Annotated in this window: 13 protein-coding genes and 4 pseudogenes; 9 read left to right on the top strand and 8 right to left on the bottom strand. The window is 60.6% G+C overall.

Annotation, left to right across the window (positions count from 1 at the left end):
- Nucleotides 1-252: 252 nt before the first annotated feature.
- On the top strand, nucleotides 253-1,023 hold the full coding sequence (locus tag PseuLF5_RS19395) for a ParA family protein (RefSeq protein ID WP_123470774.1): 771 nt from the start codon (nucleotides 253-255) through the stop codon (nucleotides 1,021-1,023).
- Nucleotides 1,024-1,153: 130 nt separating this feature from the next.
- On the opposite strand, the gene trxC is transcribed toward PseuLF5_RS19395, so the two are convergent.
- Entirely contained in the window at nucleotides 1,154-1,588 is a 435-nt protein-coding gene (trxC, locus tag PseuLF5_RS19390) for a thioredoxin TrxC (RefSeq protein WP_340134361.1), read from the bottom strand.
- 126 nt (nucleotides 1,589-1,714) lie between these two features.
- On the opposite strand from trxC, the pseudogene PseuLF5_RS19385 reads away from it, so the two are divergent.
- A pseudogene (locus tag PseuLF5_RS19385) lies at nucleotides 1,715-2,035 on the top strand (helix-turn-helix domain-containing protein); the annotation flags it as partial.
- Nucleotides 2,036-2,041: 6 nt separating this feature from the next.
- Here the strand turns inward: PseuLF5_RS19385 and selO are convergent.
- The 5 genes and pseudogenes from selO to PseuLF5_RS28260 all read right to left on the bottom strand — a co-directional run.
- Complete coding sequence (gene selO / locus PseuLF5_RS19380) at nucleotides 2,042-3,505, bottom strand: protein adenylyltransferase SelO (protein WP_340134359.1); 1,464 nt, start codon at nucleotides 3,503-3,505, stop codon at nucleotides 2,042-2,044.
- 48 nt (nucleotides 3,506-3,553) lie between these two features.
- Nucleotides 3,554-6,907, bottom strand: coding sequence for a mechanosensitive channel MscK (mscK, locus tag PseuLF5_RS19375; protein WP_340134357.1), 3,354 nt, complete (start codon nucleotides 6,905-6,907; stop codon nucleotides 3,554-3,556).
- Between the two features lie 34 nt (nucleotides 6,908-6,941).
- Entirely contained in the window at nucleotides 6,942-8,684 is a 1,743-nt protein-coding gene (locus PseuLF5_RS19370) for a potassium/proton antiporter (RefSeq protein ID WP_123470781.1), read from the bottom strand.
- 316 nt (nucleotides 8,685-9,000) lie between these two features.
- Nucleotides 9,001-9,600, bottom strand: a pseudogene (locus PseuLF5_RS28265) (methyl-accepting chemotaxis protein); the annotation flags it as partial.
- Nucleotides 9,601-9,903: 303 nt separating this feature from the next.
- Nucleotides 9,904-10,560 (bottom strand): annotated as a pseudogene (locus PseuLF5_RS28260) (MCP four helix bundle domain-containing protein); the annotation flags it as partial.
- A gap of 345 nt (nucleotides 10,561-10,905) precedes the next feature.
- Between PseuLF5_RS28260 and PseuLF5_RS19360 the strand changes: the two are divergent.
- The 4 genes and pseudogenes from PseuLF5_RS19360 (at nucleotide 10,906) to PseuLF5_RS28250 (ending at nucleotide 13,472) form a co-directional block, all read left to right on the top strand.
- Nucleotides 10,906-11,136, top strand: a complete 231-nt coding sequence (locus PseuLF5_RS19360) for a hypothetical protein (protein WP_123471165.1) — start codon at nucleotides 10,906-10,908, stop codon at nucleotides 11,134-11,136.
- Nucleotides 11,133-11,435: a cell division protein ZapA gene (locus PseuLF5_RS19355; protein WP_123470784.1), complete on the top strand. Its 303-nt coding sequence runs from the start codon at nucleotides 11,133-11,135 to the stop codon at nucleotides 11,433-11,435. Before PseuLF5_RS19360 ends, PseuLF5_RS19355 begins: the two co-directional genes overlap by 4 nt.
- A gap of 99 nt (nucleotides 11,436-11,534) precedes the next feature.
- Nucleotides 11,535-12,605 (top strand): annotated as a pseudogene (locus PseuLF5_RS28255) (HAMP domain-containing protein); the annotation flags it as partial.
- 21 nt (nucleotides 12,606-12,626) lie between these two features.
- Nucleotides 12,627-13,472 carry a methyl-accepting chemotaxis protein gene (locus PseuLF5_RS28250; protein ID WP_411353407.1) on the top strand — a complete coding sequence of 282 codons (846 nt, stop codon included), beginning with the start codon at nucleotides 12,627-12,629 and terminating at the stop codon, nucleotides 13,470-13,472.
- A gap of 592 nt (nucleotides 13,473-14,064) precedes the next feature.
- Here PseuLF5_RS28250 and PseuLF5_RS19345 read toward each other — a convergent pair.
- Nucleotides 14,065-15,867, bottom strand: a complete 1,803-nt coding sequence (locus PseuLF5_RS19345) for an acyl-CoA dehydrogenase (protein ID WP_340134352.1) — start codon at nucleotides 15,865-15,867, stop codon at nucleotides 14,065-14,067.
- A gap of 260 nt (nucleotides 15,868-16,127) precedes the next feature.
- A complete protein-coding gene (gene putA, locus PseuLF5_RS19340; RefSeq protein ID WP_123470790.1) occupies nucleotides 16,128-20,081 on the bottom strand; it encodes a trifunctional transcriptional regulator/proline dehydrogenase/L-glutamate gamma-semialdehyde dehydrogenase in 3,954 nt (1,317 codons plus the stop codon).
- A gap of 458 nt (nucleotides 20,082-20,539) precedes the next feature.
- On the opposite strand from putA, the gene putP reads away from it, so the two are divergent.
- From putP to PseuLF5_RS19325, 3 genes are all read left to right on the top strand, one after another.
- Nucleotides 20,540-22,024, top strand: a complete 1,485-nt coding sequence (gene putP, locus PseuLF5_RS19335) for a sodium/proline symporter PutP (protein WP_340134349.1) — start codon at nucleotides 20,540-20,542, stop codon at nucleotides 22,022-22,024.
- A gap of 352 nt (nucleotides 22,025-22,376) precedes the next feature.
- The gene (locus tag PseuLF5_RS19330; protein ID WP_340134347.1) at nucleotides 22,377-24,392 is read left to right on the top strand and encodes a type VI secretion system Vgr family protein; all 2,016 of its coding nucleotides are present in this window, start codon (nucleotides 22,377-22,379) and stop codon (nucleotides 24,390-24,392) included.
- On the top strand, nucleotides 24,382-25,095 hold the full coding sequence (locus tag PseuLF5_RS19325; RefSeq protein WP_340134345.1) for a DUF4123 domain-containing protein: 714 nt from the start codon (nucleotides 24,382-24,384) through the stop codon (nucleotides 25,093-25,095). Before PseuLF5_RS19330 ends, PseuLF5_RS19325 begins: the two co-directional genes overlap by 11 nt.
- Nucleotides 25,096-25,157 lie beyond the last annotated feature (62 nt).

Genomic DNA, 25,157 nt, shown 5'->3' with positions numbered 1-25,157 from the left:
AGCCCGCTCCCATGCAGTTGGAGCCGTGGCGGATGAGAGCCTTGCTCAAGGACGTGCTAAGCGGCGTCAAGGGGTCCATTTTCCAGTTGATCAGCCTCTTGTCTGTCAGGCATCTCGGCGATCAAAGGCCGCTTTTGCCCCGTCTGCACGCGGATATTGTCACCAGGCGCTGTAGTCCGTGTCGGTGAAGGTAGCGAAGCGAGGGCGCAGGCATCTACACTCGGTCATTCTTTGATACACGGAGGTTTTGTCATGCGGCGCGTGGTGTTCAATCAGAAAGGTGGCGTGGGCAAATCCAGCATTGCCTGCAATCTGGCGGCGGTCAGCGCCAGCGAGGGTTATCGCACGCTGTTGGTGGATCTCGATGCCCAGGCCAACTCCACTCAATATCTGACAGGGCTCACCGGCGACGACATCCCGATGGGCATTGCCGATTTTTTCAAGCAGACGCTGTCATCGGGGCCGTTTTCGAAAAAGAATCAGGCCGATATCTACGAAACCCCGTTCGATAATCTGCATATCATCACCGCCACCGCTGAACTGGCCGACCTGCAGCCCAAGCTTGAGGCGAAGCACAAGATCAACAAGCTGCGTAAGTTGCTGGATGAATTGTCCGAGGATTACGACCGGATCTACCTTGATACGCCACCGGCGCTGAACTTCTACGCGGTATCGGCGCTGATTGCTGCGGATCGCGTGCTGATCCCCTTCGATTGCGACAGCTTCTCGCGTCAGGCGCTGTACGGGCTGATCGCGGAAATCGAAGAGCTGAAAGACGACCACAATGAAGGCCTGGAGGTCGAAGGCATCGTCGTCAACCAATTCCAGGCCCGGGCGAGCCTGCCGCAACAGATTCTCGATGAGTTGATTGCCGAAGGTTTGCCGGTGTTGCCGGTGTATCTGAGCAGTTCGGTACGCATGCGCGAATCGCACCAGGCCAGCATGCCGCTGATTCACCTCGACCCGAAACACAAACTGACGCAGCAGTTCGTTGAGCTGCACAACTTGCTCGAAGACCACTGATCTCTTGGGCTACGCAGATCCCCTGTAGGAGTGAGCCTGCTCGCGATGGGGTCCTTTCAGCCAACACTTGAGTGGACTGACAGAACCCCATCGCGAGCAGGCTCACTCCTACAATTTGGTTTACGGTGTGTCAGATGCCTTGGCTATGCAGCCACGCCATCAACTGCGGCAATGGAAACGCGCCGCTCTGCCGCGCTACTTCCCGGCCGTTCCTGAACAGAATCAGGCTCGGAATCGAACGAATCCCCAACTGCGCCGACAGTTGCTGATTAGCCTCACTGTCCAGCTTGGCCAACCGGCACTTGCCCGCCAACTGCGCCGCCGCCTGCTCGAACACCGGTGCAAACGACTTGCACGGCCCGCACCAGTCCGCCCACACGTCCACCAGCAGCGGCAGATCACCCTTGATCTGGCTGGCGTAGTCGCCTTGCTTGAGTTCGAACGGCTTGCTCAGCAGTACGGCGGATTTGCAGCGCCCGCATTTTGGCTGGTCCGCGAGGCGCTCGGCCGGGATGCGGTTGAGGCCGTTGCAGGAGGGGCAGGGGATGAGGATTGGGTTGGTCATGAGGGCATTCCGCAAGTGAGCTGATAACACCTAGTTGGAGGCGTTTGTTCACATTTTCAATCATGCGGCTTTCAACGTAAGACCTGGGCTAAGACGTACCGGCGTGGCCATTGGTCCGTCCTGCATTATCGCAACTTGCGATATGCAGTCGACGAGATCTTCGAAATAACCGGCGATGACGAGTCGCATCCACTCACGAGTCTGGTGGAGATCATCAGTGACTGGATTGCGGAATGGGATCGCACACATCACCCCATGGCCGAGGCAAGTGGCGAAGAGGTCCTCGGCTACATGATGCGCGAACATGGACTGACCCAGAGCGACCTGCCGGGTGTTGGTACTCAATCTGTCGTTTCAGAAATTCTGAACGGCAAGTGCAAGTTGAACCTGCGGCAGGTCCGCTGGTTGGCGGACCACTTCAAGGTGCCTGTAGACGTGTTTATCTAGACCGCCTCAAGACGAACAACTGATCTCCAGATGCTTGCCCCACTCCGGCGGCCGCTCGGCATAACCCTCCATCCCCGGCTGCTGTTCAAACGGTTTGCTCAGCACCGCATGCAGCCGGCGCACTTCTGAGTAATCGCCTTGCTCCGCCGCAGCAATAGCTTTTTGCGCCAGATAATTGCGCAGGATGTACAGCGGATTGACCGCATGCATTCGCGTGCGGCGCTGGGCCTGATCGGTGTCACCGTCGCGGGCGACCCGGGCGACGTAGCGTTCGCCCCAGGCGTCAAAGCCCTTGATGTCGACGAAATCGTCGCGCAAACGGGCGACGGCCTGTTCGGCGGGTTCTTCACCGAGACGGCGGAAGAACAGCGTGTAATCGACGCCGCTGTTCTGCATCAGTTGCAGCAGGTTCTCCAGCAACTGTTGGTCGTCCTCTTCCGCTGTGGTAAAGCCGAGGCGGCGGCGCATCAGGTCAAGGTAATGCGCCTGGAACAAGGGCAAGTACAGGCCGAGGGTTTCGCGCAGGGCTTCGACGCTGATGAACGGCGTCAACGCCTGGGCCAGCGCGCTGAGGTTCCATTGGCCGACCGGCACCTGATTGCTGAACGAGTAGCGGCCCTGATCATCGGAATGGTTGCAGATGAAGTGGGCGTCGAAATCATCGAGGAACGCGAACGGGCCGAAGTCGAAGGTAATGCCGAGGATCGACATGTTGTCGGTGTTCATCACGCCGTGGCAGAAGCCGTAGGCCTGCCACTTGGCGATCAGTGCGGCATTGCGCTCGACGATCTCGCGGAACATCGCCAGATACGGCTCCGGTTGTTCCAGGCACTCGGGGAAGTGCATCGCCAACACGTGCTCGCCGAGTTGCTTCTGCTGCTCGGGACGCTTGGTGTAGTAGAAATATTCGAAGTGGCCGAAGCGCACATGGCTCGGTGCCAGACGCAGGACCATCGCCGCACGTTCCTGCTTCTCGCGCCACACCGGGGTGTCGGAACCGATCACGCAGGCGGCCCGCGAAGACGGGATGTTCAGCGCGTGCAGCGCTTCGGAGGCGAGGAACTCGCGGATTGATGAACGCAGAACGGCGCGACCGTCACCCATGCGTGAAAACGGCGTCTGTCCGGCGCCCTTCAGGTGCAAGTCCCAGTGCTCACCAGCGCTGTTGTAGACCTCGCCGAGCAACAAGCCACGACCGTCACCCAGTTGCGGTGTGTAGCCGCCGAACTGATGCCCGGAATAGACCATCGCCCGCGGCTCGGCATCGGCCCACAACTTGTGGCCGCCAAACAGTTCGGCGAATTCCTCGGTTTCGGCGCTCGCCGGGTCGAGATCCAGCAAGGCGAGGGCCGCCGGGCTGGCGACGACCAGACGCGGATTGTCGATCGGCTCGGGCAGCACGTGGGCGGAGAACGCGTCGCCCAGGCGGGCGAAGCGATTGTCGAAGGTCAGTTCGTCGAGGGCTTTCAAGGGCCGGCTCCAGCAGAATGTCCGAGCATTCTGCTGGGAATAGGCCGGTTAGTCGAGTTTGGCCGGCGGCGGCTCTTGCAACGGTTTCTGATCGTCGGCGATGGGCACGATGGTTTTCGTTTCTGGCTCGATCGGCACCATCTTGTATTCCTGACCGTGAAGGTTCTTCAGATAAACCTCCATCTGGCGGAACGAGATGTTGATGTGCTGCTTCTTGAACTCGCGGTTGATGAAGCGGTTGACCTCATCAAGCACCGGGTTGCGGTCGCCCAGGTCACGCACGTGCATGCGCAACTCGTGATCGAGAGTGCTTTCGCCGAAGTTGAGGAAGTACACGTGCGGCTCGGGCTCCTTGAGCACACGCGGGTTTTCCCGGGCAGCCTTGAGCAGCAGTTCCTTGACCAGATCCAGGTCGGAGCCGTAGTCGACGCCCAGTTTCAGGGTGACGCGGGTGATGGTGTCGGTCAGCGACCAGTTGATCAGTTGCCCGGTGATGAACGTCTTGTTCGGGACAATGATGTCCTTGCGGTCGAAGTCGGTGATGGTCGTGGCGCGGATGCGGATCTTGCTGACCGTGCCCGACAGGTTGCCGATGGTGATGGTGTCACCGATCCGCACCGGGCGTTCGAACAGGATCATGATGCCGGAGATAAAGTTGGCGAAGATCTCCTGCATGCCGAAACCGAGGCCGACCGACAACGCCGCCACCAGCCATTGCAACTTGTCCCAGCTCACGCCGAGGGTCGACAGGGTCGAGACGAAACCGACGCCAGCGATCACATACGACAGCAACGTCGTGGTCGCGTAGGCACTGCCCTGGGCCAGATTGAGTTTCGACAGCACGAACACTTCCAGCAGGCCCGGCAGGTTGCGCGCGAGGGCGAAGGTGATGCCGATGATGATCAGTGCGCCGAGCATGTCGCCGATGCTGATCGGCACCATGCTCATGTTGGCGCCGGTGCCGCTGGTGTATTCGTAGAGGGTGATGTTGTCGAGGTACGAGAACACCGAAATCAGGTCCGACCAGACCCAGTACAGCGCCGCGATGAAGCCGCCGAGCAGGGCCAGACGGATCAGGCGCAGGGACTGTTCGTTGACCTTCTCGATGTCCAGTGTCGGTTCTTCGATCACGGCTTCGCCGTCGCCGGCCTCTTTTGCCGCCTGACGTTTGGCCAGGGCGCGCTGGTAGGCCAGACGTCGGGCGGCAACCGCCAGACCCCGGACGAAGGTGGCTTCGATCACCAGCCAGAACATCAGCAGGTACAGGGTGTTGATCAAGCGGTCGCTGAGTTTCAGCGCGGTGTAGTAGTAGCCGAAGCACACCGCGACGAACAGGGCGATCGGCAGCAAGGTGAACATCACGCCCACGGCCTTGCGGAACAACGAAGTATTTTCGTGGGCCGGACTGCTGATCAGCAGACGGCTGAGCAGCCAGGCCATCAGGGCGTAGCAGGTCAGCACCACCGGCATGCCGAGGACGTCGTCAGCCAGTGCGGCCGGTTGCAGTTCGGCCACGGCGACTACGGTCACCAGCGCCATGACCACCAGTCCGAGGCGACGGATCCAGCCCTGGAGGAATTCGACCTGGGGCTTTTCCCAGCGGAAGTGCAACTCTGCCACGCCACCTGGCGAGAGAATCCGGTAGGCGGTGTAGAACACCAGCCATGCCTGACCCATTTGCAGCAGCGCCGCGCCCATGTTGGCGTTTTGTCCGCGGGCGTCGATCTGCAGGGCCAGTCCGCACAGGGCCAGGCCAAGGGCGACCGGCATCGCCAGCAGAATATTGATCAGGATCGCCTGCGGAGTGTGCCACTGGCTGTCACGCTTGAAGTGACCGATGTCCTGGTGAACCTTGTTCAACCGCGCATACAGCGCCTTGCGCCGCCACAGCAGCGCGCCGATCAGCAATGCCAGCGGCAGGAACAGCAGCGGACGCTGGGTCAGGCCGTCGGTCAGCTCGCTCAGGCTCGAGGCCAGCGGCAGGGTGTCGATCTGGCGTTTGAGCCGCTCCGGCACGCCGCGCATCCATTCCACGTCCAGCGGCTTGTTGCTGGGAATCCAGAACATCTGCTCATCGAGGGTTGCGCGCAGGCTTTGGGCGGTGCTCAGCAGTTGCTTCTGGTTGAGTTGCAGGGTGATTGATTCGTTGAGCACCGCGCTCAGTTCGCGGTTCAGCCGTTCCAGCAGGTCGGCGCGGGTGTTGGCCAGGTCCAGCAGGCTCTTGCGCAGTTGCGGGGTGACTTGCTCCGGCGGCTGGGTGGAGAGCAGGTTGTCGACGTAGGTCGCCGGGTTGCTCAGCAGTTCACGCTGCTGGCTGACTTCGAACTGATACAGGCGAATGTCGGCGATCTGGTCGGCCAGGTCACGATCGACCTTGAGGCGCGGCAGGGCCTGCTTCTGTTTATAGAGAATCTTCGACAGCAGCAGACTGCCCTTGAGCACGTTGATCTGTTCATCCAGGGCCGAGTCGCTCTGGGTCAGGCTGTCGAGTTGCTGTTTGGTTTGCAGGTTCTGCTGGGTGACTTCGTTGAGACGGTCGGTGCTTTTCAGCAGGTAGTCGGAGAGCTTGAGGTTGGCCGTGCTTTCGCTGGCGAGCAGGCTGCTGCCGCCGGCTTTCTGCGCTTCGATCGACTGCTGGGTAACGGTCTCCTGGGACTGCGCCAGACGCTTCTGGTTGATCAGGGTTTGCAGTTCCTGAATCTCGCGGTCGAGGCGGTCGGATTTCTCCGAGAGCAGGTCATGCTGGCTGTTGCCCAGATCCTGCAACTGGCTGTTGCCGGCCAGTTCCTGACGACGCAGCGGGATCAGCGCGTTGAGGGCGGCCAGTTCGGCGTTCAACTGATCGCGTTGCTCGGCGCTGACGGTTTTGCCCGCGTCCTTGCCGGACTTGAGGATGTTGTTGATCTGCTGGATGCGCGTCTGGCTGGCGGAAATTTCCGCCTGGGCGCGCTCCGGGCGGGTCTGCGCGGTGATGATCAGGCTGTTGGCGTCGGCCAGGGCTTTTTGCAGATCGCTCTGCTGGGTCGAACGATCGGTGAGGATCTGTTCCAGCTGCTGGATCGATTCCTTGGGAAAACGCTGCGCCACCGGCACCACGGCGGAGGCCTTGAGGCGCGTCAATTCGCGGGTGTTCTCGACGGTCTGCTTCGGCGCGCTTGCCAGTTGCTGTTTGAGGTCGATCAGCTTCTGTTCATAGTCATGCTGGTTGTTCAGCTGATTGAGCGTGTTCTGCAGGACGGTTTGCAGGGTCTTTTTATCGGCGTCCGGCAGTTTGCTGTCGGCGAGCTTGTCCAGGTTGGCCTGCACGGCTTCGCTGGACGGCGGTTCGGCGGCATACAGCGGCCCGACGGAAAGACTCAGGCCCAGCAGGGCCGCGAAAAAGAAAGAGCGCAGGGTAGGCATAGAGACCGGTCAAGCAAGTGAGAGTGGACGCAGTTTAGAGGAAGAGACCGGGACCCGGGCGACTTCCTTCGGGGAATCTGACGCCCACTTTGCCGATCTTGTTCCCGTCCATGACCGCGACCGTCCAGTGAGTGTTGTTCCACTCCACCTGGTCGCCGACGATTGGTGCACCACCAACCTTGTGGGCAATGAACGCACCGAGGGTCATGTCCGGATCGATGCCGTCGGCCGGCAACCCGTAAAGCGCTGCAACCGCTTTAAGCTGGGCGTCTCCTTCGAGTACAAAGTCGCCGAAGAAGCGCAGGTCCAGACCGCGTTGCGGTGCCTGGCTGAACAGTTTGCCGAGGGCCGGCAAGTTGTGTTCATGGCCGATAACACACAACAAATCATCGACTTCCAGCACCGTGCTACCCGACGGATGGAGCAGTTGCTGGCCACGAAACAGGGCGGCGATACGTGTGCCTTCGGGCATTTTCAGTTCACGCAGGGGCGAACCGATGCACCATTTCTCGGCGCCGAGCTTGTAAACGAACAGCTCCCACTCGCTGGTGATGTGCACCTCCAGTGCGGAACGCGAGATCGGCGCCGGCTCCGGCGGTACCGTCACCTTCAACAGCTTGGCCACCCACGGCAGGCTCGTGCCCTGCACCAGCAGCGACACCAGCACGATGAAAAACGCGAGGTTGAAGTACAACTGCGCGTTCGGCAGCCCGGCCATCAACGGGAACACCGCGAGAATGATCGGCACCGCGCCGCGCAGGCCGACCCAGGAAATAAAGGCTTTCTCGCGGCCGTGGAACGCCTTGAACGGCAGCAGGCCGACGACCACCGACAGCGGCCGGGCGAACAGAATCATCCACAGCGCCAGACCCAGCGCCGGCAGGGCGATCGGCAGTAAATCATGCGGCGTGACCAGCAGCCCCAGCACGAGGAACATGCCGATCTGCGCCAGCCACGCCATGCCGTCGAGCATGTGCAGAATGCCGTGACGGCTGCGCACCGGGCGGTTGCCGATCACCAGGCCACACAGATAAACAGCGAGGAAGCCGCTGCCATGCAGGGCGTTGGTCAGTGCGAACACCACCAGACCGCCAGCGATCACCAGAATCGGGTACAGGCCGGTGGCGAGGTTGATCCGGTTGACCAGTTGCAACATCAGCCAGCCGCCACCGAGGCCGATCACGCCACCGATGCCGAACTCGCGGATCAGGTGGGTCAACAGGCTCCAGTGCAGGCCGGTCTGGCCGCTGGCGAGCATGTCGATCAGGGTCACGGTGAGGAACACCGCCATCGGGTCGTTGCTGCCGGACTCGATTTCCAGGCTCGCGGTCACCCGTTCGTTGAGTCCCTTGCCGCCGAGCAGCGAGAACACCGCTGCGGCGTCCGTGGAGCCGACGATGGCGCCGATCAGCAGGCCTTGAATCAGATTGAGGTCGAACAGCCACGCCGCCGCCATGCCGGTCAGCCCGGTGGTGATCAATACCCCGACCGTGGCCAGCGACAGCGCCGGCCACAAGGCCACACGGAAACTTGAAACCCGGGTGCGCAAACCACCGTCGAGCAGGATCACTGCCAGGGCGAGGTTGCCGACCAGATAGGCGGTCGGGTAGTTATCGAAAATGATCCCGCCGCCATCGACCCCGGCGGCCATGCCGACCGCAAGAATGATGACCAGAATCGGAATGCCGAGACGCGAAGACAGGGAACTGACAAGAATGCTTGCACCTACCAGCAACGCGCCGATCAAGAACAGGCTGTTGATGGTCGTCGCATTCAAAGGCAGTACTCCAGAAGCGTAAAGACGGGCACAAACTGACCATGCAGTCTGCGTGCCAGCGATTCTAACCTGTTGAAATGTGATGCTGTCAAAAAGCTTTTTACGCTGGGGGATTCGAGGTTTGGGTTCGGCTGGCGATGGCTGCCCTCACCCTAGCCCTCTCCCGGGGGGAGAGGGGACTGATCGAAGTGTCTGGGCGAGGTCCATCGACCTGAAAATTCTGAGTCGAACTCAGGTTTGAAAAGCACACAGATCTGCTCCCTCTCCCTCTGGGAGAGGGCTGGGGTGAGGGTGCTTTTGCTTTTGATCGAGTGAATCAGAGGCTGAACCGCCCAACCATGTTGTTCAAATCCAGCGCCAGACGCGACAGCTCGTTGCTCGCCGCACTGGTCTGATTCGCGCCGGTGGCCGATTGCACCGACAGGTCGCGGATGTTCACCAGGTTGCGATCCACCTCGCGGGCCACTTGTGCCTGCTCTTCGGCGGCGCTGGCGATCACCAGGTTGCGCTCGTTGATCTCGACGATTGCGGTGTTGATGGTGTCCAGCGACATCCCGGCGCCCCGGGCGATGTTCAGTGTCGACTCGGCGCGTTCGGTGCTGTTGCGCATCGAGTCCACCGCGTGTTCGGTGCCGCTCTGAATGCTGCCGATCATCCGCTCGATTTCGCTGGTCGACTGTTGGGTGCGATGGGCCAGAGCACGCACCTCATCGGCGACTACCGCAAAACCACGGCCGGCTTCACCGGCGCGTGCCGCTTCAATGGCAGCGTTCAGTGCCAACAGGTTGGTCTGGTCGGCCAAGCCACGAATAACGTCCAGGACCTTGCCGATGTCACGGGATTCGTTGGCCAGATCACCGATCAGGGTCGCCGTGCTCTGCACATCGGCGCTCATGCGTTCGATGGCGCTGACGGTTTCCTGCACCAGGTCGCGACCGTCGCCGGCGGACGTGGTGGCGTTTTTCGACGCTTCCGACGTGCTGACCGCGTTGCGTGCGACTTCTTCAACGGCGCTGGTCATTTCGTTGACCGCCGTGGCGGCCTGTTCGATTTCGTTGTTCTGCTGGGTCAGGCCACGGGCGCTTTCGTCGGTGACGCTGTTCAGCTCTTCGGCAGCGGACGCCAGTTGCGTGGCCGAGCCGGAAATCCGCTGCAGGGTGTCGCGCAGCTTCGATTGCATCTTGGCCATCGCCGCCAGCAAGCGGCCGGCTTCGTCGTTGCCGTCAACGTGGATCGGCTGGGTCAGGTTGCCTTCGGCGATGGTTTCCGCTGCGTCGAGTGCCTTGGCAATCGGCTTGGTGATGCTGACGGTCAGCAACCAGGCGAACAGGAAGGTCAGGCCGGTGGCGATCAGCAACAGGGTCACGACCAGGTTGAACGATATCGCGTACTGATCGGCTGCGCCTTGATCAGTTTCGGCGATTTGCTGGGTGTTGATCTCCAGCAGGCGCGCCAGTGCGGTGTTCACCGCTTCCGAGTTACTCAGCAAATCCGCGTTGAGCATCTGCCGCAGTTCATCGACCTGATTGTTGCGCGACAGGCTTTTCATCCGCTCTTCGAGTTGGCGGTACTGGGCCAGAAGCTGCACGTACTGATCGTAGGCCGCACGCTCTTGCGGGCCATTGATCAACGGTTCGTAGGCGCGCTGGGCGTCGGCGATCTGCTTGTTGCGCAACTCGAACAGCTCGATGGTTTTTTGCTGCACGTCCGGTTCGCGGTTGATCAGCAACCGGTAGGACAGCACCCGCAGGCGCAGGGTCAGTTGAGTGAACTCGTCGAGGGCCTTGATGGACGGCACGCTGGCAGTGGCAATTTCTTGGCCCGCTGCGCGTATTTTGCTCATCTGGTTCAAGGCGAACACACCCAGAATCAGCATCAGGCCGCCGATCAGGGCGAAGCCGGTGAACGCCCGTGGGGCGATATTCATATTGCGAAGGGACATGGGGCGGATACCAGAGGAGGGCCGCATCCATGCGGGCTGAGACGGCTGTATGGATGACTTATCGGTCATACGACTAAAGTCTTGAGGCGCTGCGCGTATTTGTCGCATAGGGGGTTGAGCGACGAAGTGCAGGAACCAGATCGGCAGATCACAGTCTTTTAAACTCGCGAGAACGGTCGGCCGCCAGGAAAATCAAGGCCTTGCGCCGGTTTAACCCTGGCATCCGTGATGACTTTTCTTTATCGTACGCGCCCTTTGAAAAACGCCTGGAAGATCAAAATGTTGGAAGCATCCCTCAGCCAATTGGAACAGCTCGTCAGCGACCTGGTGCAACAGAACCAGACTCTGCTGGAAACCAACCAGACCCTGTCTGCGGAACTGGCTCAGGCCAAGGATGAAAACGAAAGCCTGCAACTGAACCTGATGGAGCAGGAAGAGAAACACGGCGCCACCGCAGCGCGCATCCAGGCCCTGGTTGATCGCGTCAACGCAGGTCCTGTCAGCGCATGAATTACGGCACAGCAGGGGTAAAGGTCATCTCCATTCTCGGGGAGGACTACTCGATCAAGGCACCGGCCGGGGAAGAACAGACCCTGCTGGACGCGGCCATGATGCTCAAGGCTGCGCTGGACGACACCAAGCGCAAATACCCGACGCTGATCGGTGACCGCTTGCTGGTGCTGGCGGCGATGAATCTGTGCTCGCAGCAGATCGAAATGAAGAAGCAGCACCAGGAAGAACTCGACCGTTACCAAGAGCAAGTCAGCGCCACGGTCGAAACCATCGCCAAGACCATCAATCAGGGCTGATGGAGTTGCGCACAACCAAAGAATAGATTGTCGATATGGTTGTATACAATCGGCACGGCTGTTGCATTGTTTCGGCCACTTATTCTTTGGGGGTGCTCCATGCAGTTGTGGCGACGCAGTATTCAATGGCAGCTGATTCTCAGCATGGGCACCGCCCTGCTGGTCAGTATCCTGATCGTGGTTGGCATTTATACCCTGGTGGTCAACCGCCTCGCCCAGAGCTATCTGGTCGAACAAGCGCTGCCGTCGAGCATCGAAGCGACGCGCAACGATATTGAGCGCATCCTCGTCCAGCCGCTGACCGCCGCCAAAGACATCGCCAGCAACACGATGGTCCGCGACTGGCTGGCCTCGGGTGAAGACAGCGGCAAAACGGCGGCCTTCGCGCAGTATCTGGAAGGCATCCGCGCCGAACACAAGGCTTTCACCGCGCTGATCATCGGCACCGAATCCAATCACTACATCACCGAAAAAGGCCTGGACCGCACCCTCAGTCGCGCCAAACCGGCCGATGCCTGGTTCTATTCCTTCCTCGACAGCCATCAGCCGCGCACCCTGAATATCGACAACGATGGCGCCACCGGAGAATTGGCGCTGTTCATCGACTTGAAGGTCGAGCAGGCCGGCAAAGTGGTCGGCGTGGCCGGGCTTGGTTTGAGCATGAAAGAGCTGTCGGAGCTGATCCACAATTTCAGCTTTGGTGAGCGCGGCAAGGTCTATCTCGTGCGTTCCGACGGTTTGATCCAGGTGCATCCTGAAGCGCAGTTCAGTGGCAAGCGCACCCTCTCGGAGCAGATCGGTGCTTCGGCGGCACAAGCCGTCATGGGGCAAAAAGCTGCCGTGAGCAGCGGCTTCCAAAGAGACGGCGAAGACTTCCTCGCCTTCAGCCTGCCTCTGCGTGATCTGGGCTGGACCCTGGTGGCCGAAGTGCCGCAATCGCAGATCTATGCCGAGGCGCGCAAAGCCATGTGGATGAGCGGCGGCATCGGTCTGGCGGTGGCACTGGTATGCCTCGCTTTGGTGGTGTGGTTGGCGCAAGGTTTGGTGCGACCGATTCGCCAAGTAACAGCCGCGCTGGTAGCAATCGGTAGCGGTGGTGGAGATTTGACCCACCGGTTAGATTCCAGTCGCGCCGACGAGTTGGGCGATCTGGCTCGGGGCTTCAACCGATTCCTCGACAGCCAGCGCGCAATGATTGGCGAAGTGTTGGCCACCAGTGAGCGTTTGCGCACGGCTGTCGGCCAAGTGGCCAAGGTTGTGGATAACACCGCCGAGCGCTCTGGTCGTCAGCAGGAGATGACCGACATGGTCGCCACCGCCGTTCATGAAATGGGCCTGACCGTGCAGGAGATCGCGCAGAACGCCGGCAACGCCGCGCTGGCCTCGCAAACCGCACGGGATGAAGCCCTGCAGGCGCGGGAAGTAGTCGGCGGCTCGATCCGCCATATCGAAAGCATGTCCGATGAGATTGGCGTGGCCGCCGGTGCGGTAGGGGAGCTGGCGCAGCAAGTGGCGTCTATCGACTCGGTGCTGGCGGTGATTCGCGGGGTGTCCGAGCAGACCAACCTGCTGGCACTCAATGCCGCCATCGAAGCGGCGCGGGCCGGGGATATGGGCCGTGGCTTTGCGGTTGTCGCTGATGAAGTGCGCACCTTGGCGCGACGCACTCAAGCGTCCACGGACGAGATTCAGCAGATGATCGGCAGCCTCAAGCAAGGCGCGGAAAATGCCGTGTCGTCGATGCGCACCGGGCAAGCTGCAACCGGCACCGGGGTTGAGTCGAGCCAGCGTACCGGCGCGTCGTTGACCGCGATTACCGGGCAGGTTGAGCGCATCAGCGACATGAACCATCAAGTGGCGACGGCGACGGAAGAGCAGTCGGCGGTGACGGAGGAGATCAACCGCAATGTGCAGGGGATTTCTGATCTGGCGCGGGCCACGGCGGGGGAGGTTCGGGCCTGTCGCGAGGATTGTCAGATGCTGCAGAAACTGGCGGATGATCTGGCGCGGCAGATGGGTGGGTTCAAGCTGAGTTGAGTGCTGAGCTTGAAAAGCCCCTCACCCTAGCCCTCTCCCGGGGGGAGAGGGGACTGAATGCGGGATACTTGAGAAATACGCCGACCTGAAAGGGCTACACCGAATCCATAATCGACTGGATTTTTCAGGTCGATGTATAGCGCCAGACACCTCGGTCGGCCCCCTCTCCCTCCGGGAGAGGGGACGAATTTGGGATGCTTGAGAAAGACACCGACCTGAAAATGCTGTGATGAATCCATAATCGACTGGATTTTTCAGGTCGATGTATAGCGCCAGACACCTCGTTCGACCCCTCTTCCTCCGGGAGAGGGGACTGAATGCGGGATGCTTGAGAAGTACGCCGACCTGAAAGGGCTACACCGAATCCATAATCGACTGGATTTTTCAGGTCGATGTATAGCGCCAGACACCTCGGTCGGCCCTATCTACCTCCGGGATAGGGGACTGAATTTGGGATGCTTGAGAAATACGCCGACCTGGAAATGTTGCGATGAATCCATAATCGACTGGACTTTTCAGGTCGACGTATAGCGCCAGACACCTCGGTCGGCCCTATCTCCCTCCGGGAGAGGGCTGGGGTGAGGGTTGGCTTTCAGAACCACGCATCCTGCATCGCCAGACACGTCTCATCCCGCGCCTCCAGCAACGTCAGTTCATGGTGGCAACCCGGCACTTCCCACGTCAGGAAATACCGCGCCGCCTGCAACTTGCCCTTATAGAAGTCGGCATCCGTTGCATTGCCCTTGGCCAGGCCTTCCTCGGCGCGAATCGCCTGCTCCAGCCAGCGCCAGCCGATCACCGTATGCCCGAACACCTTCAGGTACAGCGCCGAATTGGCCAGGCTGCTGTTGACCTTGCCTTGCGCCAGATCAGTCAGCAAACCGATGGTCACCCCTTGCAGGCGCGCGACCAGTTTCTCCAGCGGCTCACGCAATGCGGTTAACGATTCGTACGCGGTGGCGCGCTCGGAAGTGTCGGCGATCAACCGGATCAATTGTTTGAGCCCCGCGCCACCGTTCTGCGCCAGTTTGCGCCCGAGCAAGTCCAGCGACTGAATGCCGTGGGTGCCTTCGTGAATCGGGTTCAAGCGGTTGTCGCGGTAATACTGCTCCACCGGGTATTCACGGGTGTAGCCGTGGCCGCCAAGGATCTGGATCGCCAGTTCGTTGGCCTTGAGGCAGAACTCCGACGGCCAGGATTTGACGATTGGCGTCAGCAGGTCCAGCAGCTCATGGGCCTGTTTGCGCTCGGCTTCGCTTTCCAGTGTGGTGGTGTCATCGAACAGCCGCGCCGCGTACAGACCGAGGTCAAAGGCGCCTTCGACGTAGGATTTCTGTGTCAGCAGCATGCGTCTGACATCCGCATGCTGAATGATCGCCACTGGCGCGGTGGTCGGGTCCTTGCTGTCCGGCACCCGGCCTTGCGGGCGCTCGCGGGCGTACTCCAGCGAGTACAGGTAACCGGCGTAACCGAGCATCACTGCGCCCATGCCGACGCCAATCCGCGCTTCGTTCATCATCTGGAACATATAGCTCAAACCGTGATGCGCTTTGCCCACCAGATAACCGACACACTCACCGTTATCGCCGAAGTTCAGCGCGGTCGAAGTAGTGCCGCGCCAACCCATCTTGTGAAACAGCCCGGCCAGCAGCACGTCATTACGCTGACCGAGGCTGCCGTCATCGTTGACCAGAAACTTCGGCACGATGAACAGCGATATGCCTTTCACCCCCGGCGGCGCGTCCGGCAATTTCGCCAGCACCATGTGCACGATGTTCTCCGACAGCGGGTGATCGCCGCCGGAAATGAAGATCTTGTTGCCCTTCAGGCGATAAGTGCCGTCGGACGCCGGCTCGGCGCGGGTACGAATATCCGACAGCGATGAGCCTGCGTGGGGTTCGGTCAGCGCCATGGTGCCGAAGAAGCGGCCGTCGATCATCGGTTGCAGAAAGCGCTGTTTCTGCTCGTCGGTGCCGAAGCTTTCGATCAGATTGGCCGCGCCCATGGTCAGGAACGGATACGACGTCGACGCGGCGTTGGCCGACTGGAAATGCGCGAAGCAGGCTTGGGAAAGCAGCGTAGGTAACTGCATGCCGCCGGCGTCGAAGCTGCGTGCGGCGTTGAGGAAACCGGCTTCGAGGAAGGCATCCACCGCCGGTTTGACTTCCGGAATCAGAATCGCCTGGCCGTTCTCGTAGCGCGGCTCGTTTTCGTCGCCCTTGCGGTTGTGCGGTGCGAAAAATTTCTCGGCGATGCTGCGCGCGGTGCCGATGGCGGCGTCGAAGGTCTCGCGGTTGTGCTCGGCAAACCGCTCACGCCGGGTCAGGCCCTCGGCATCGAGGACTTCATACAGCTCGAAAGCCAGATTGCGGGAACTGAGCAGCGTCTCGGACATGGCGGCCTACCTGAGATTGGGGTTTGGGCCGAGTCTAGGCGTGCTGATAAAGACTGAACAGGATGATTGATAAGCGTGATGTTGGAGCCGCGCGCCGACTTAACAAACACCACAAAACACTGTGGGAGCGAGCTTGCTCGCGAAGAGGCCGGCACATTCAACGTTCATGTTGACTGGCAAACCGCTTTCGCGAGCAAGCTCGCTCCCACAGGGACTGTTGCTATGCCGGACACCCATGCAGGTGCCCGGTTTATCGGGTGTTAACCGATGGTCATCAAGCTCGCGTTACCACCCGCCGCAGCGGTGTTAACACTCAACGCACGCTCGATCACCAGACGCTCCAGGGCAATGTTGGTCTCGCCCTGGGACAAGCCCTGAACGCCCACAATCGCACCGGCCCGCTTGGCAATTTGCTGGCAAACGCCGCGCAACTGGTCGGAATGGCCATGATGCAGAACTGCATCAAACACCACCTCGTCCTTGTTCCAGTCGGAAACCAGCTTGATCCGCGCCTGAACATCCTTCGGCAGGCGTGCGAACAAGGCCTTGCTGATGTCGGACTCCGGCCATACCGCCGAACCACCTACCGCCAGTACCGCCGCCAGTTGGGTCAGCAGATCACCTTCGACTTCTGCCAGACAGAGCACGTGCTCACGCGGCAGGATCGCGTAGCTGTTCTTCTCGCCGGTCGGGCCGGCCAGCACGCGGGTGATACCGCTTTGCGACTGGGCGGCGTACTGCACGCACAGGGTGCTCAGGTCGGCGTACTGGTTGCTTTCGGCCCAGGCTTTCAGAGCGTTCAGCGGCTTGCTCATGGCATCGCGCAGACGCACGTCCGGGGCGACGACCGCATCACCGCGAGCGAAGGATTGTTCGATCGCGTCGGCAGGACGCGTCGACAGCAGGCGGTACAGGTACAGCGGGCCACCGGCTTTCGGACCAGTACCCGACAGGCCTTCGCCGCCGAACGGCTGCACGCCGACCACGGCACCGACGATGTTGCGGTTGACGTAGACGTTACCGGCGTTGACGTTGTCGATCACCTTGGCGATGGTCTCGTCGATGCGCGTGTGCACGCCCAGCGTCAGGCCATAACCGGAAGCGTTGATCTGGCCGATCAGTTGATCGATCTCTTTACGCTTGTAGCGCACCACGTGCAGCACCGGACCGAAGATCTCGCGTTGCAGTTCGTCGAAGCTTTCCAGCTCGATCAGGGTCGGCATGACGAAGGTGCCGCGTTTGACTTCTTCGCTGTCGGCAATTGCCACCTGGTACACGTTGCGACCTTTATCGCGCATGCCCTGGATGTGCTTGTCGATGCCAGCCTTGGCTTCGGCGTCGATCACCGGGCCGATATCCACGGACAGACGCTCCGGGTTGCCGAGACGGCTTTCAGCCATCGCGCCTTTGAGCATTTCGATGACACGGTCCGCGGAATCTTCCTGCAGGCACAGTACACGCAGGGCCGAGCAACGCTGGCCAGCACTGTCGAAGGCCGAAGACACCACGTCGATCACAACCTGTTCGGTCAGTGCCGAGGAGTCGACGATCATCGCGTTCTGGCCGCCGGTTTCGGCGATCAGTGGAATCGGACGGCCCTGGTTGTCGAGGCGACCGGCAATGTTGCGTTGCAGCAGACGCGCGACTTCGGTGGAACCGGTGAACATCACGCCTTTGACGCGCTCGTCACCGACCAGACCGGCACCGACGGTTTCACCGCGACCCGGCAACAGTTGCAGTACGCCTTCCGGGATGCCGGCCTCAAGCATCAGGCGCACAGCCTGAGCAGCCACCAGCGGGGTTTGTTCGGCCGGTTTGGCCAGTACCGGGTTACCGGCAGCCAGCGCGGCAGCGACCTGACCGCTGAAGATCGCCAGCGGGAAGTTCCACGGGCTGATGCACACCACCGGACCCAACGGGCGGTGGGCGTCGTTGCTGAAATCGTTGCGTGCCTGCACTGCGTAATAACGCAGGAAGTCGACCGCTTCACGGACTTCGGCGATGGCGTTGGCGAACGTCTTGCCGGCTTCACGGGCCAGCAGGCCCATCAGTGGCTGGATTTCGCCTTCCATCAAGTCAGCGGCACGTTCCAGAATTGCCGCCCGTTCGGCGGGCGGCGTGGCCTGCCAGATCGGCGCAGCATTCAGGGCACATTGAATGGCGTTGTCGACGTCTTCGACGGTGGCTTCCTGCACGTGTCCGACCACATCGCGGTGATCCGCCGGGTTCAGCACCGGTGCCGGCGCTTCGTTGCTGGAGGCGCAACCGAGCATCGGCGCGGCTTTCCAGTTGTTGTGCGCGGTGGCGAGCAGGGCGCAGGACAGCGAGGCCAGACGGTGTTCGTTGGCCATGTCGATGCCGGCGGAGTTGGCGCGCTCGGCGCCGTACAGGTCACGCGGCAGCGGAATGCGCGGGTGCGGCAGGCCGAAACCACCTTCCACGGTCGCCATCTGCTCGATCTGCGCCACCGGATCGGCCACCAGTTCCTGAATCGAAATCGACTGGTCGGCAATGCGGTTGACGAACGAGGTGTTCGCGCCGTTTTCCAGCAGGCGACGCACGAGGTACGCCAGCAGGGTTTCGTGGGTGCCGACCGGTGCGTACACGCGGCACGGACGGTTCAACTTGCCTTCGGAAACTTTGCCGACAACCTGCTCGTAAAGCGGTTCGCCCATGCCGTGCAGGCACTGGAATTCGTACTGGCCCGGGTAATAGTTCTGGCCGGCAATGTGGTAAATGGCCGACAGGGTGTGGGCGTTGTGCGTAGCGAACTGCGGGTAGATGACTTCCGGCACCGACAGCAGTTTGCGTGCGCAAGCGATGTAGGAAACGTCGGTGTACACCTTGCGGGTGTAGACCGGATAGCCTTCCAGGCCTTCGACCTGGGCGCGTTTGATTTCGCTGTCCCAGTACGCGCCTTTCACCAGGCGGATCATCAGGCGATGACGGCTGCGGCGGGCCAGGTCGATCACGTAGTCGATCACGTACGGGCAACGTTTCTGGTACGCCTGGATGACGAAACCGATGCCGTTCCAGCCGGTCAGTTGCGGCTCGAAGCACAGACGCTCGAGCAGATCCAGCGACAGTTCAAGACGGTCGGCTTCTTCGGCGTCGATGTTCAGGCCGATGTCGTATTGCTTGGCCAGCAGGGTCAGCGACAGCAGGCGCGGGTACAGCTCGTCCATTACGCGCTCGTACTGCGCACGGCTGTAACGCGGGTGCAGGGCCGAGAGCTTGATGGAAATGCCCGGACCTTCATAAATCCCACGACCGTGGGAGGCTTTGCCGATCGAGTGAATGGCTTGTTCGTACGACGCCAGGTACTTCTGTGCGTCGTGTTCGGTCAGGGCCGCTTCACCGAGCATGTCGTAGGAATAACGGAAACCCTTGGCTTCGAACTTGCTCGCGTTGGCCAGCGCTTCGGCGATGGTTTCGCCGGTGACGAACTGCTCGCCCATCAGGCGCATGGCCATGTCCACGCCCTTGCGGATCATCGGCTCGCCGCTCTTGCCGATGATGCGGCTCAGCGACGAGGTCAGGCCGGCTTCGTTATGGGTGGACACAAGCTTGCCGGTCAGCAGCAGACCCCAGGTTGCCGCGTTGACGAACAGCGACGGGCTGTTGCCCAAATGCGGATGCCAGTTGCCGGTGCTGATCTTGTCGCGGATCAGTGCGTCGCGAGTGCCTTTGTCCGGAATACGCAGCAGCGCTTCAGCCAGGCACATCAGGGCGACGCCTTCCTGGGACGACAGGGAAAACTCCTGCAGCAGGCCCTGAACAATGCCTGCACGACCGCCGGCACTTTTCTGGTTACGCAGTTTTTCCGCGATGGTCGCGGCAAGTTTGTTGGTGGCTTCGGCCATCGGTGCCGGCAGGCGCGCCTGCTCGATCAGCATCGGCACCACTTCCGGCTCAGGGCGACGGTAAGCAGCGGTGATCGAAGCACGGAGTACCGATTGCGGCAGGATGCTTTCGGCGAATTCGAGGAAGCACTGGTGGGCATGATCGGTGTGGACTTCACCGGCGTCGTCGGCGTCCTTGGCGGTCAAACCGTTCAGCTCGGTCAGGGTTGCACCACCCTCGAGTTTTTCCAGGTAATTGAAAATTGCCTGCTTGATCAGCCAGTGCGGCGTGCGATCAATCGAGGTTGCGGCCGCCTTCAGGCGTTCGCGGGTCGGGTCATCGAGTTTGACCCCAAGGGTGGTGGTAGCCATATTTTTATCCTCATGGTTGCCACAGTTGCGTGGCATCAGCTGGCCGCAAGATTAGCCGCGCGCTGAAAGAGGTGCAACCGGGTGCAACCCTTTTTTTGTCGGAATAATAGGCAGCTCGTCAGGAATTATTTTCTGGTACGAAAGTGCTGCTCCTGCTTGGTGCTTTTGCTTCTAGCCAACGGTGATGACTGCCACAAAAGGGAGCAAAAACGCGGTGATTGTCGATAAATCCGACTAGGTGCAACTTATTCGCTCGAAACTGGTTGCACCTTATTTGATTTGTTGCATAGCATTCGCGCCCTAGGTGCAACCGGGAATAACCCGGTGTACCGGCTGATGGCTTTCCTGGGGAAACATCAGTCCTAAATGCGCGGGATCCCGGATCGTCTGCCAAACGTCGTCGTTTGCGAGCGGTTCACCACCGCCGCTACATAAAAACAAAGCCAGGGCGTAACTCAATGAGCGTAAGCAATCCAACCCTGATCACGTTCGTGATCTACATCGCAGCAATGGTGCTGATCGGCCTGATGGCCTATCGCTCCACCAACAACCTTTCTGACTACATTCTTGGCGGTCGTAGCCTGGGCAGCGTCGTGACGGCTCTGTCTGCCGGTGCTTCCGACATGAGCGGCTGGTTGTTGATGGGCCTGCCGGGCGCCATTTACATGTCCGGTCTTTCCGAAAGCTGGATCGCCATCGGTCTGGTCATCGGTGCCTACCTGAACTGGCTGTTCGTTGCCGGCCGTCTGCGCGTGCAGACCGAGCACAACGGCGATGCCCTGACTCTGCCAGACTACTTCGCCAGCCGTTTTGAAGACAAAAGCGGCCTGCTGCGGATCATCTCGGCGATCGTGATTCTGGTGTTCTTCACCATCTACTGCGCTTCCGGCATCGTGGCTGGCGCCCGTCTGTTCGAAAGCACCTTCGGCATGTCCTACGAGACGGCGCTGTGGGCCGGTGCTGCGGCGACGATTGCTTACACCTTTATCGGCGGTTTCCTCGCGGTGAGCTGGACTGACACCGTACAAGCCACGCTGATGATTTTCGCCCTGCTGCTGACGCCGATCATCGTCCTGCTGGCTACCGGCGGCGTCGACACTACGTTTCTGGCCATTGAAGCTCAGGATCCAAGCAACTTCGACATGCTCAAGGGCACCAGTTTCATCGGCATCATCTCGCTGATGGGCTGGGGTCTGGGCTACTTCGGTCAGCCGCACATCCTGGCGCGTTTCATGGCGGCGGATTCGGTGAAATCGATTGCCAACGCCCGTCGCATCTCCATGACCTGGATGATCCTGTGCCTGGGCGGCACCGTGGCGGTGGGCTTCTTTGGTATCGCGTACTTCTCGGCACACCCGGAAGTGGCCGGTCCCGTGACCGAGAACCACGAGCGCGTGTTCATCGAGCTGGCGAAAATTCTCTTCAATCCATGGGTGGCGGGTGTCCTGCTGTCGGCAATTCTCGCCGCGGTGATGAGCACGCTGAGCTGCCAGTTGCTGGTGTGCTCCAGCGCCCTGACCGAAGACTTCTACAAAACCTTCCTGCGTAAATCCGCCTCCCAGGTTGAACTGGTCTGGGTCGGCCGCGCCATGGTGCTGTTGGTTGCACTGATCGCGATCGCCCTGGCCGCCAACCCGGAAAACCGCGTGCTGGGCCTGGTGTCCTACGCCTGGGCCGGTTTCGGTGCTGCGTTCGGTCCGGTTGTACTGATCTCGGTGGTCTGGAAAGGCATGACCCGCGACGGCGCACTGGCCGGTATCCTGGTCGGCGCGATCACCGTGGTGGTCTGGAAGCATTTCGAACTGCTGGGTCTGTACGAAATCATCCCGGGCTTCATCTTCGCCAGCCTGGCTATCTACATCGTCAGCAAGCTCGGTTCGCCGACCACTGGCATGGTGCAGCGCTTTGAAGCGGCGGAAAAAGATTTCCACCTGAACAAGTGATGCGCTGAGCTTCGGCTCACCGGAAAACGGCCCGTTTCCTACAGGAGACGGGCCGTTTTTTATTGCCTGTGATTTTTTGCCAACGCTGAAGAAACCTGTGGGAGCTGGCTTGCCAGCGATGAGGGCGGCACATTCAGAACATTCAGTAACTGACACATCGCTATCGCTGGCAAGCCAGCTCCCACAGGGTTTTATGGTGGGTTTCGGGGGTTTGTCTGTAGTTGAAGGCGCCGCTTTTTGCAGGGCTTTTCATCAATGAAAGTAGGGCAAATCTGATTTTCCGGTCACCCATTCATCACCCCTTGCCCCTCATGCAGAATCGCCCGCCCTTCATTCTGCAGAGAGACATCGGATGTTCGCGCCTGCCAATCAACCGCGTTTCACGTTGACCCTCGAAGGTGCCCAACATGACCTCAAAGTCCTTGAGTTCACGGGCAAGGAAGCCATCAGCCAACCCTATCGCTTCGAACTGGAACTGGTCAGCGAGCGGCCGGATCTGGACCTCGAAAGCCTGCTGCACTGTCAGGCATTTCTGAGTTTTGATGCTCAGGGTGCCGGTGTCCACGGTCAGATTTATCAGGTCGGGCAGGGCGACTCCGGGAAACGTCTGACGCGCTATCACTTGAGCCTTGTGCCGCGTCTGACGTACCTCGGGCATCGCATCAATCAGCGGGTATTCCAGCACCAGAGCGTGCCGCAGATCGTGACGCAAATCCTCAAGGATCACGCGATCCTGCGCGATGCTTTCGAGTTTCGACTCGGCAGCGATTACCCGGTGCGTGAATATTGCGTGCAGTACGCCGAAAGCGATCTGGCGTTCATTCAGCGGCTGTGTGCCGAGGTCGGCATTCATTACCACTTTCAGCACAGCCTCGACGGACATCTGTTGGTGTTCGGCGACGATCAAACCGTATTCCCGCGATTGGCCGAGTCAACGCTTTATCTGCCCGGTAGCGGCATGTCTGCCGGGGCGCCGGCGATCAAGCGCTTCAATGTGCGTGTGGAAACCCGTACCAGCGTGGTCACCCGGCGTGACTACAACTTCGAAAAGCCGCGCCTGCAGCTGGAGAGTCGCATCGACGGCGAGCAACGCCCGGTGCTCGAGGACTACCACTTTCCCGGGCAATTCGATAATCGTGAAACCGGCAAACACCTGGCCCAGCGGGCGCTTGAAAGGCATGTCGCCGACTACCGTCAGGCCGAGGGCATCAGTGATGAATCCGCACTGGTTTGCGGACATTTCCTGCACCTCAGCGAGCACCCACGTCAGAGCTGGAATGACCTTTGGCTGCTGACCGCGATCCAGCACCGTGGGCGACAGCCGCAAGTGCTGGAGGAATCGGTAACCAGCGATGGCGAATCCTTCCAGGGCTACCGTAATACCTTTCTCGCTACGCCGTGGGATGTGTTCTTCCGCCCGGCGCTTGGCCCGGAAAAACCCCGGATGCTCGGTTATCAACCCGCCGTTGTCACGGGGCCGAAAGACACGGAAATCCACTGCGACGAGTACGGTCGGGTCAAGGTGCAACTGGCCTGGGATCGCGACGGTGAATTGAACGAGCATTCCAGTTGCTGGCTGCGCGTCGCCACCGGTTGGGCCCATGATCGTTACGGCAGCGTGCTGATTCCGCGCGTCGGCATGGAAGTGCTGGTCGGCTTCATTGATGCCGATGCCGACAAGCCCTTGGTCGTGGGCTGCCTGCCAAACGCCGCGACGCCGGTGCCGCTGGATCTGCCGGCGGACAAGACCCGCAGTGTTTTCCGCAGCCAGAGCACCCCCGGTGGCGGTGGCTACAACGAACTGCGCATTGAAGATAAAAAAGGCGCCGAGGAGATCTACCTGCGCGCCCAGCGCAATTGGACGCAGCATGTGTTGAATGATCAACAGGTGCAGGTCGATAACCAGCGCAGCATTGTCGTCACCGGCACCGCCCGCCATGAGTTGAAGGCGGATGAGCAGCGCATCACCCACGGCCAGCGCCAGACCGAAGTGAAGCAGGACGATCATTTGAGCGTCACCGGCAGCCGCCATATCAAGGTGGCCAATCAGGCGACCAGTGCCAGCCAGCAGTTCCACGTCAGCGCCGGTCAGCAAGTGGTGATCGACGGTGGTGCCAGCGCGACGATTCAGGCCGGCGGGCAATGGATCAACATCGGCCCCGGCGGCATTTTCAGCAGCGTGCCGATTGTCGTGGGCGGCGCACCGATGGCGGCGATGAGTGCCGCACCGGTGGCGCCGGGTTTGCCGGAGAAACTGGCCGCCGCGCCGGCAGCCATGCTCACTGCCGCACAAATCATGAGTTTTAAAGGTGATGCGCCATTCTGCGAAGAGTGTGAGCGTTGCAAGGACGGTCTCTGTGCAGCCTGATTTCCTCTTGCCTGCCGATTGGCTGGCGCGTGAACCGTTGAGCGCATCCGAGCAATTGTTCGCGGTGTTCAGCAGTGCCAGCGAGGCGAAGCCGCTCAAGGCTTGGCCAGAAGCGGCGAGTCCGATCTGGGCCGAGACGATCTATGCCGAGTGGGATGCGGTGATGCCTTACGTGGGAATTGTCGCCGCCGACAGTGAGTTTCTGCATTGGGTCGCCACCACCGAGTCGCGGGATTGGGGATGGTTGGCGGTTTCTTCGGCGAGTCTTGAGGAGGTGGTGGCGCACTTTCGCAGCCTGACCCAAGTGCTGATGCCGAGTGGCAAAACGGTGTTTTTCCGTTTCTGGGACGGGCGGTTTCTGTTGCCGATTCTGCTGGCCAATGAAGTGGATGCGGCGCAGCTGTTCCCGTTGATCGGGCGGTGTTTGATCAATGGGCAGGCGCTGGAAATCGGCGGCAGGGCGCAAGTGGCGGGGCGGACATTGCCGTGGTGGCAGGTGCCGGAGTCGGTGCTGGCACAGCAGGGCAATGACGTTCGAACGGCCAATGCGTTGCAGTGGTTGAGTGAAGAACATCCGACACTTTTCGAGGCCTTTCCAGAGGCGGTTTTACGTTGCAAGATCAGGTGGTTTTTTCAGGTTTCAATGTCGGAAGAATCGTCGCAATCGGCGTTGCTGGCGTTTTTGCTGGCAGAGTCGGAGTGAGTTTTCGGGGCGAAGGTCTCGGACGATTCCTTCGAGTTGCGGCGGTTTTCATGAACTGGTGG

It is taken from the genome of Pseudomonas sp. LF-5, assembly GCF_037626295.1.
Taxonomy (GTDB): domain Bacteria; phylum Pseudomonadota; class Gammaproteobacteria; order Pseudomonadales; family Pseudomonadaceae; genus Aquipseudomonas; species Aquipseudomonas monsensis.
This window is presented reverse-complemented; position numbering and strand designations above follow the sequence as displayed.

What these genes read in the sequence shown, in the direction of transcription:
- putA (WP_123470790.1), bottom strand. Translation starts at nt 20,081, where the DNA reads ATGGCTACCACCACCCTTGGGGTCAAACTCGATGACCCGACCCGCGAA.
- putP (WP_340134349.1), top strand. Translation starts at nt 20,540, where the DNA reads ATGAGCGTAAGCAATCCAACCCTGATCACGTTCGTGATCTACATCGCA.
- PseuLF5_RS19360 (WP_123471165.1), top strand. Translation starts at nt 10,906, where the DNA reads ATGTTGGAAGCATCCCTCAGCCAATTGGAACAGCTCGTCAGCGACCTG.
- PseuLF5_RS28250 (WP_411353407.1), top strand. Translation starts at nt 12,627, where the DNA reads ATGATTGGCGAAGTGTTGGCCACCAGTGAGCGTTTGCGCACGGCTGTC.
- PseuLF5_RS19345 (WP_340134352.1), bottom strand. Translation starts at nt 15,867, where the DNA reads ATGTCCGAGACGCTGCTCAGTTCCCGCAATCTGGCTTTCGAGCTGTAT.
- mscK (WP_340134357.1), bottom strand. Translation starts at nt 6,907, where the DNA reads ATGCCTACCCTGCGCTCTTTCTTTTTCGCGGCCCTGCTGGGCCTGAGT.
- PseuLF5_RS19395 (WP_123470774.1), top strand. Translation starts at nt 253, where the DNA reads ATGCGGCGCGTGGTGTTCAATCAGAAAGGTGGCGTGGGCAAATCCAGC.
- PseuLF5_RS19330 (WP_340134347.1), top strand. Translation starts at nt 22,377, where the DNA reads ATGTTCGCGCCTGCCAATCAACCGCGTTTCACGTTGACCCTCGAAGGT.
- trxC (WP_340134361.1), bottom strand. Translation starts at nt 1,588, where the DNA reads ATGACCAACCCAATCCTCATCCCCTGCCCCTCCTGCAACGGCCTCAAC.
- PseuLF5_RS19355 (WP_123470784.1), top strand. Translation starts at nt 11,133, where the DNA reads ATGAATTACGGCACAGCAGGGGTAAAGGTCATCTCCATTCTCGGGGAG.